The 6,761-nt window shown below is 59.4% G+C and carries 5 protein-coding genes and 1 pseudogene; 4 read left to right on the top strand and 2 right to left on the bottom strand.

The window, feature by feature from the left end; all coding sequences use genetic code 11:
- From SAHL_RS16630 to SAHL_RS16620, 3 genes and pseudogenes are all read left to right on the top strand, one after another.
- Positions 1–385: pseudogene (locus SAHL_RS16630) on the top strand (site-specific DNA-methyltransferase); the annotation flags it as partial.
- A 2-nt stretch (positions 386–387) separates the two neighbouring features.
- Complete coding sequence (locus SAHL_RS16625; RefSeq protein WP_123592536.1) at positions 388–3,036, top strand: DEAD/DEAH box helicase; 2,649 nt, start codon at positions 388–390, stop codon at positions 3,034–3,036.
- Between the two features lie 93 nt (positions 3,037–3,129).
- Positions 3,130–3,432 (top strand): FitA-like ribbon-helix-helix domain-containing protein, encoded by a 303-nt coding sequence (locus SAHL_RS16620; protein WP_123592535.1) that lies wholly within the window; start codon positions 3,130–3,132, stop codon positions 3,430–3,432.
- A 103-nt stretch (positions 3,433–3,535) separates the two neighbouring features.
- Here SAHL_RS16620 and SAHL_RS16615 read toward each other — a convergent pair whose 3' ends face one another.
- Both SAHL_RS16615 and SAHL_RS16610 read right to left on the bottom strand, forming a co-directional pair.
- The gene (locus SAHL_RS16615) at positions 3,536–4,429 is read right to left on the bottom strand and encodes a replication protein RepA (protein ID WP_148045597.1); all 894 of its coding nucleotides are present in this window, start codon (positions 4,427–4,429) and stop codon (positions 3,536–3,538) included.
- Positions 4,430–4,445: 16 nt separating this feature from the next.
- On the bottom strand, positions 4,446–4,664 hold the full coding sequence (locus SAHL_RS16610) for a DNA-binding protein (protein WP_123592533.1): 219 nt from the start codon (positions 4,662–4,664) through the stop codon (positions 4,446–4,448).
- 314 nt (positions 4,665–4,978) lie between these two features.
- Between SAHL_RS16610 and SAHL_RS16605 the strand changes: the two genes are divergently transcribed.
- On the top strand, positions 4,979–6,523 hold the full coding sequence (locus SAHL_RS16605) for a Flp pilus assembly complex ATPase component TadA (protein ID WP_184947792.1): 1,545 nt from the start codon (positions 4,979–4,981) through the stop codon (positions 6,521–6,523).
- Positions 6,524–6,761: the final 238 nt, after the last annotated feature.

Here is a 6,761-nt window from a genome sequence, read left to right as displayed (position 1 = left end):
GCATGGCTGCCAAAGATCGAAAATATCCGTTAACCTTTTCTCAACCGTCCGCGGAAACGGGGTAGAACCCCTGGCGCGTTATGTGTTCTATACCGCCACCGGGCAATCGCTGGAAACAGTCGCCAAGCCGTCGAACGACGGTTTTATTGGCGAAACGGCCTTGTTCCGTGTGCATCTGTTCTATCAGCCGGACAAAGACTGGCTGCGCTCCAACGAGGCCGCGCTGAATGCCGACCGGGTAGCGGCCATCGCGCAAGGCAATAAGAACGGCAAGCGCGCGATCGTGTTCGCCGTGGCCAAGTTTATGAGTCAGAAAGAGCTGACCGCCAAGCGCATCGAGTTCTGTCAGTTGCCCTATGCCGTCCACCGCATACTCGGGGATTGAGCATGGAACTCAAGGAATACCAGCAAGGCGTACTCAGCAAGCTCGACCGTTATCTGACTGTGCTTGCCGAACAAAAAGAGGATGCGGAAGATCTTCTCACCGTAAAGAAGAGCAAAGGCAAGACGGCCAAGCTGGGCGATTACTGCCGCGACGCCTGGGACCAGTTGAATACCGAACGGTTACTGCCTTATCTGCATCAGGGCGGTAACGCCGTCGTGGCGCCTTATCTATCGCGCCATGACGGTTTACATCGGTCGATTCCCAATATCTGCCTGAAAGTGCCGACCGGTGGCGGCAAGACCCTGCTTGCCACGGCTTCGCTGGAGCGGGTGCAAACCGATTATTTCAAGCGTCAGACCGGATTGGTGTTGTGGGTGGTGCCATCGGAAGCCATCTATCGCCAGACCTGGAAGCAACTGGCCGACCGCGAGCATCCCTACCGGCAGATGCTGGAGCGCGCCTCCGGCGGCCGGGTCAAGATGCTGGAAAAAACCGATGCTTTCACCCGGCGGGATGTCGAAAGCCAGCTTTGCGTCATGCTGCTGATGCTGCCGTCGGCGGCGCGCAAGTCCAAGGAAACATTGCGTCTGTTTCGCGACAGCGGCCGGTTTACCTCATTCTTCCCAGTGGAGGACGACAGCGAGGCCAATAGTACGCTGCTGGATCAGGTGCCCAACCTGGACCAGAACGACCTGTCGGACATCGGCTTTGGCGAGGGTGTTGTGCCCGGCTCCGTTTCTATCAAGCAGAGCCTGGGTAATGTCTTGCGGCTGGTGCGCCCGGTCGTCGTCATCGACGAAGGGCACAAGGCGTATTCGGACACGGCGCGGGACACGCTGGCCGGATTCAATCCGCGCTTCGTGCTTGAGCTCTCCGCAACGCCCAATACCAACAAAAAGCACCAATCGAATGTGCTGGTGAACGTGCCGGGCGCGGACCTCAAGGACGAGGAGATGATCAAGCTGCCCATCAACGTCTTCAACGAAGCCAAGGGCGGCTGGAAGCATACGTTGACGCAGGCGCACGAGAAACAGCGCGAACTGGAGAACGCTGCGAAAGCCTTTCAGGCAGAGAGCGGGCGCTATATCCGGCCGATCGTGCTCATCCGCGTGGAACGCACCGGCAAGGACCAGCGCGATGCCGCGCAAGTACACGCCGAAGACGCGCGCGAGTATCTGCGCGATCAGTTGGGCGTCAAAGAAGAAACCATCCGCCTGAAAACCTCCAGCGCGGATGAACTGGCCGACGAGGATCTGCTCTCGGCCACCTCGCCCGTGCGCTTCATCATCACGAAGGACGCGCTGCGGGAAGGTTGGGACTGCCCTTTCGCTTACGCTCTAGCAATCCTTTCCCGAACCACGGCCACGACCGCGCTTACCCAGATGATCGGCCGCGTCCTGCGCCAGCCGCAGGCCCGCGCCACTGGCCTACCGGCGCTGGACGAGTGCTATGTGTTCACCTTCGATCAGGATGTAACCCAAGCAGTCAACGGCGTTCGCAAGGGATTGGAAGACGAAGGCATGGCCGATCTGGCCTCCAGCGTGAAATCGGTCGATCCCGGTACCGGCCAACCACAGAATGTGCGCCGGGAAACCCTGCATCGGCGTGGGAAATTCGCCGACTTGCCGCCGATCTTTCTGCCGCGCGTTTTGCATCGCGATCCCACGGCGGAGGACGGTTATCGTCCGCTGGATTACGACCGCGACGTACTCGGCAGCCTCGACTGGGACGCGCTTGAACTTCTTGGCGCCGACAAAGCCGCGCTAGACGACGACAAACTAGAGCGCACAGTCGCGCGAGTAACAATCGATCGCAAGGCCAAGGAAACCGGGCAGACTGTTTTTGAATTGGAACAGGAAGCCGTGGAAGCCCTCCCCGAAGAAGGCATCGATACTCCGTTCCTCGTCCGCCAGCTCTTGGATGTCGTGCCGAACCCGTGGCAAGGCATGCGGCTGCTCGACGAAACCCTGGCGGCATTGCGGGCTGAGGGCGTCACGAACGAGCAAATCTATGTCAACCGACTAGATCTGGTTCAGCACATGAAGGCGGACCTGCGCGCGCAAGTCAACGCGATGGCGGAACAACTGTTCCACGAGAAGCTTGAAAGTGGCGATATCGCGCTTCGGCTCGTGAGCTCGCACGATCCGGCGTTGAACTGGAAAATCGCCGAGACGCTCGAGGTCGCCGTTTCCGATGTGGACCCGCTATTGCATCGGAAAAACGGCGAGCCGCTGGAGAAAAGCCTTTTCGAGAAGGTGTATCAAAAGGAGTTCAACGAGCTAGAGAAGAACACGGCGTGGTATCTCGATGAAAGCCAGTGCATCTACTGGTGGCATCGGATCGCGGTCAATCAAGGCTCATACGGCTTGCAAGGCTGGCAACGCCATCGTGTCTATCCCGATCTACTGGCCTGCGTGCATGGCGTTGACGAAGGCAAGTTCCGATTCTCGGTACTGGAAACCAAGGGCGATCACCTCAAGGGCAACGACGATACCGAATACAAGCGCAAGCTGTTTGATCTGCTCACTCGGTACGCCGAGATGACCTCAACCGTCGGCCAGCTCGATCTCGAAGACGATGGCACGCCGATTCGGTTCAATATGCTCATGGAGCAGGACTGGCGGCAATCGCTGACCGAGGAAGGCGTCTGATCGTGAGCGGATTGGTCCACCCTGCGCTGCGGCTTTCCAAGGCGCGGCAGCATCGCTAACGTGTATTCATAACGGTATCGAAACGAAGCTGTCATGAGCACACTTATCGTCAAGAACCTGCCGGACGATCTCCACGAACGGCTGCGTCAGCTTGCCAAACGCAATCATCGGTCGGTGACCAAACAGGTGATTCATATCATCGAATCGAGCCTATCGGGCCAGTCTGAGCCGATCAACCGACCCTCGTCGATCACGGTCCAAGGCGGGCGCCCGATGAGCCGGAAGGAACTCGAAACCGCATTGGACGATGCTCGGTATCGGCATTACCCATCACTGGACCATTTGAACGCCCATATGGATGAGCTGCGCGCCGATCGTGACGATATAGCGCGATGATTGCGCCGAGTACAACAGTATCGACCGCTCTTGGCGCAGGTAACGCCGATTGAGGTGGTTCGATTCTCTGTGTAGCAGATTAGCGGAATAGCGATTTAGCGACTTATTGACTTAGCGGAATAATATGAGGTTGGCAGGGCCGCAGCCGTATACCGCGTGCATCGGTGCGGATTCGCAGGTCCGGCCAGTGACGTAACACCTGCCCCAGACTCCGCTCGAAGCGCTTGCGAAAGTCCACGAGACGCCCGTAGTCGGCCCCGAACTGACCATTCAGCACCGACCAGTCCAGCGACAGCGGCTTATGCAAGCGGTACGTGCGATCCGTCGCCCAGGCATAGATGTCGATCGCGAGTGGTGAGCGCAGCGCGACCAGCACGCGGAAATCGAGCGGGACGGCATACGTCATGACTTCCTCGTAAAAGCTGGGCGCCAGCTTGATCCAGCAGCCAGCGGTCGCCGGCGCTGCGGCCGGCTGATCCCACCAAAGACGGATGCCGGAAGATAACTGGTACGGCTGCCATGTCTCGCCGCCGTCGATCTGGCGATCGATATGAATCGTGCACTTCATCAGCCTCAGTGCCTGATCGCGGAAGGTCTTCATTGATCCGGTTCGGCCGCCGGACATACGCAAACCAAGGTCGCGGAACAGCGCGGCTTGCGACGTCGGCAGCTCGATCGTCGGCGAGCCGGCGGTTCGGGCCTTTCGCGCCATCCAGGCCAGTAACAGCCGGGGGATTTTGCCGTACGGGAGGCCATGGTCGGGGTGGCCCACCATGGTCAGCCGCAGACTGCCGTTGCGGCGCTGAAAATGCAGGCTGCGCTGCTCGCTATGCGGGATGGTGGTTTGCACCAGCGCGCGAGCCATCAGGCCAACGCCGGACGACACTGGCTCAATGGCGTTTAGGCGCTGACAATCGCCCAAACCCAAGGGCCAGTCGGCGTGCGCGCCCGACGAACGTGAGTCGTCCAGCACTTGCGACACGTCGCGAAAGCTCAAGACTGCGGCCCCGTGACTACGCGTGCTCACCTTCCATGAACGCCGCTACATCGGCCGCACGGAAATACATGCGTCGCCCGATCTTGCGCCGTAGACGTGCCAGCGGTGCCAGCGCGTTCGTTTCCTGGTTAAGCGAAGTCCGCAGCGACTGCGGCTCGCGATGCAGCATATCCGCGAGCTGTTCGAGAGTGAGATACGCGCCGTAGCGCTCGACGAGTATTTCTTCCGTGCGCATTTTCAGCCTCCTGCCGAATGGGTTTACGCTGAAACACCCAAGAAAGGGTGAGTAACCGTTGTCACCCGTTGATTGTTATTGGCAGAGGGCCGATAGTGGGCTCGTTCTCTTAGCCAAATATGTTGACCGCGCCGATGCGGCAAAAAACCCTTGAACAGGCGCGCCGGAATCTCGACCGCGTTCGACGTACGCAGTGCCAACCCCGAATTGCCTACGGACTACGACAGGTGGCGGCCGGGCTAACGCCGGCGCATAGCTTGACGTCGAGAAAGCCCTCGGTCTGGGCACTGATACGCCGCTGGCTCGATGAGCCCGTGATCGAGTTCCTGGCGGCGTTTCCACACACGTGGAGTAGCGACCTGCTCGAAGGCTTCGTGCCGTCCGCCATGGGAAAGCGGCCACCAGCACTACAACCAATCACCGAGCGGGCGCTTGTATGCCCTTTCAGTCCGAATAGCTTCACGCGACGATCCAAACGAGAGCTGGCCAGCCGAACAACCGGTGTGGCCGATTGTCGAACGACCCTGGCCGAATGGGACGCCAATCTCCGTTTTGCTATTCGCAGCGCCTATACGGGCAAGGAAGGCGAGGATTCGCATTTGCGTCGGCAGTTCCCACCAACGCTTGACGCGCTCCGCGTCCTCATCGACGAACTCGATTCCATGGAGCCGGTATCCGTGCGTCCGACGCGCGGCGCCCAGGACCGCGTGTTTTACGCACAAGTCAGCTCGAACACGGGCGGCTTCTGCGAACTTTGTTGGCGTTATACCGAGCGCTACCAAGCCGAACGCGCTCGTGAAGGCAATTCGACGACGCCCCGCAAGGAAAGCACGCGCTACTGCGTCTACCACCGGCCTGATGCTCAGCCCTCGGAGCATCATTGCTACCGTGCGGATATTCGATATCGCGATGCATTCCACCGCGAGCTAAACGCGTTGGAGTGGGGCGAATTCTCCGAGCATGTATTCCGCTTTCAGCCGCCTACTGCGGCTGGCGAAGAGGAAGTACGCAAGGCCGCCTACGACACCGTGCATTGCGGCATCCGGCCGCTGCGCGGGCAGACGGCGCGTGGCGATAGCTTTGCCGAAAAGGTCTGGCAACTGTATCGTGAGGATCTCTCACAGCCGCATATCGGCCGACGACTTGGCGCGACGAAGCAAGCGGTCTCCCGCGCCTTGAAGCAGCTCCATCGCCTCGCGGAAATACAACAGGCGGAAGCGCAGATTGATCCGCTAACCGAAGAGTCGTTCTCGCTCCATACGCAATCGACCCGCGCCCTCTTTCAAGAAGTGCGCGCGCTCAGAAAGCAACAATGGAGCACGGCACGCATTGCTCGCCGCATTGGTCGATTCAAGCATACGGTCAAGGCAATCTACCGATGGCTGGATCTGCACGACGCGGCCGCTTCGCTGCGTTCCCGTGGACTCGATACCGCTGCCATCGCGCGACGACTCCGAATATCGTCTGACGCAGTCGATATTATTGCGAATATAGATCTCCCAAAGGAGCGTGAGGCCGACGACTCGGGCCAAAATCTTGAGAAGCTTCTACGTCCGCTACGTCGCGTTCTCGACCAGCCCGATGTCTCCGAGGTGAGGGTCAATAAGCCCCATGACGTATTCGTTGAGAAGGCGGGCAAAGATACACGCTTGCCCATGCCCGAGTTTGATCAGCCTAAGCTGTATCGCTTGGCAAACGAGATTGCTCGCGCGCATCACCAGCCACTGGACGAAAGGCATCCTGACCTTACGGGGTGGCTGGAAACAGGAGAGCGCGTTCTTATCCTCAGGCCGCCCGTGCTCCCCGAGGATGCGTTTCTTCTTTCGATAAGGAAGCCTGAAATTCCGCCTCCGCTGTAAGCAAGGCCTGCCGGCGAAATTGATAGCGCTAGCGCATAAGCGGTTTGGCTAACTAACGCGATAGCGCTTTAGCGAATTATTGGCGTAGCACTCGATGTCCTGAAAACGCTCCGGTGACTTCGCACCTTTACCCACGCACTATCCGGCGAAGTCCTTGCGCTACAAGGGTGAATCAACCCGGGTTTCCCGGAGGCTCGTGGGTTTGAGTCACGCCGCCTTGGCGGACTCGGAAAGTGTG

This window comes from Salinisphaera orenii subsp. halophila YIM 95161 (assembly GCF_003732545.1).
GTDB lineage: Bacteria > Pseudomonadota > Gammaproteobacteria > Nevskiales > Salinisphaeraceae > Salinisphaera > Salinisphaera orenii_A.
The sequence above is the reverse complement of the archived record's forward strand: the minus strand, read 5'-3'. Positions and strand labels throughout refer to the sequence as shown.

Coding starts and splice junctions, on each gene's coding strand:
- SAHL_RS16625 (WP_123592536.1), top strand. CDS start 388: ATGGAACTCAAGGAATACCAGCAAGGCGTACTCAGCAAGCTCGACCGT.
- SAHL_RS16610 (WP_123592533.1), bottom strand. CDS start 4,664: ATGCGCACGGAAGAAATACTCGTCGAGCGCTACGGCGCGTATCTCACT.
- SAHL_RS16620 (WP_123592535.1), top strand. CDS start 3,130: ATGAGCACACTTATCGTCAAGAACCTGCCGGACGATCTCCACGAACGG.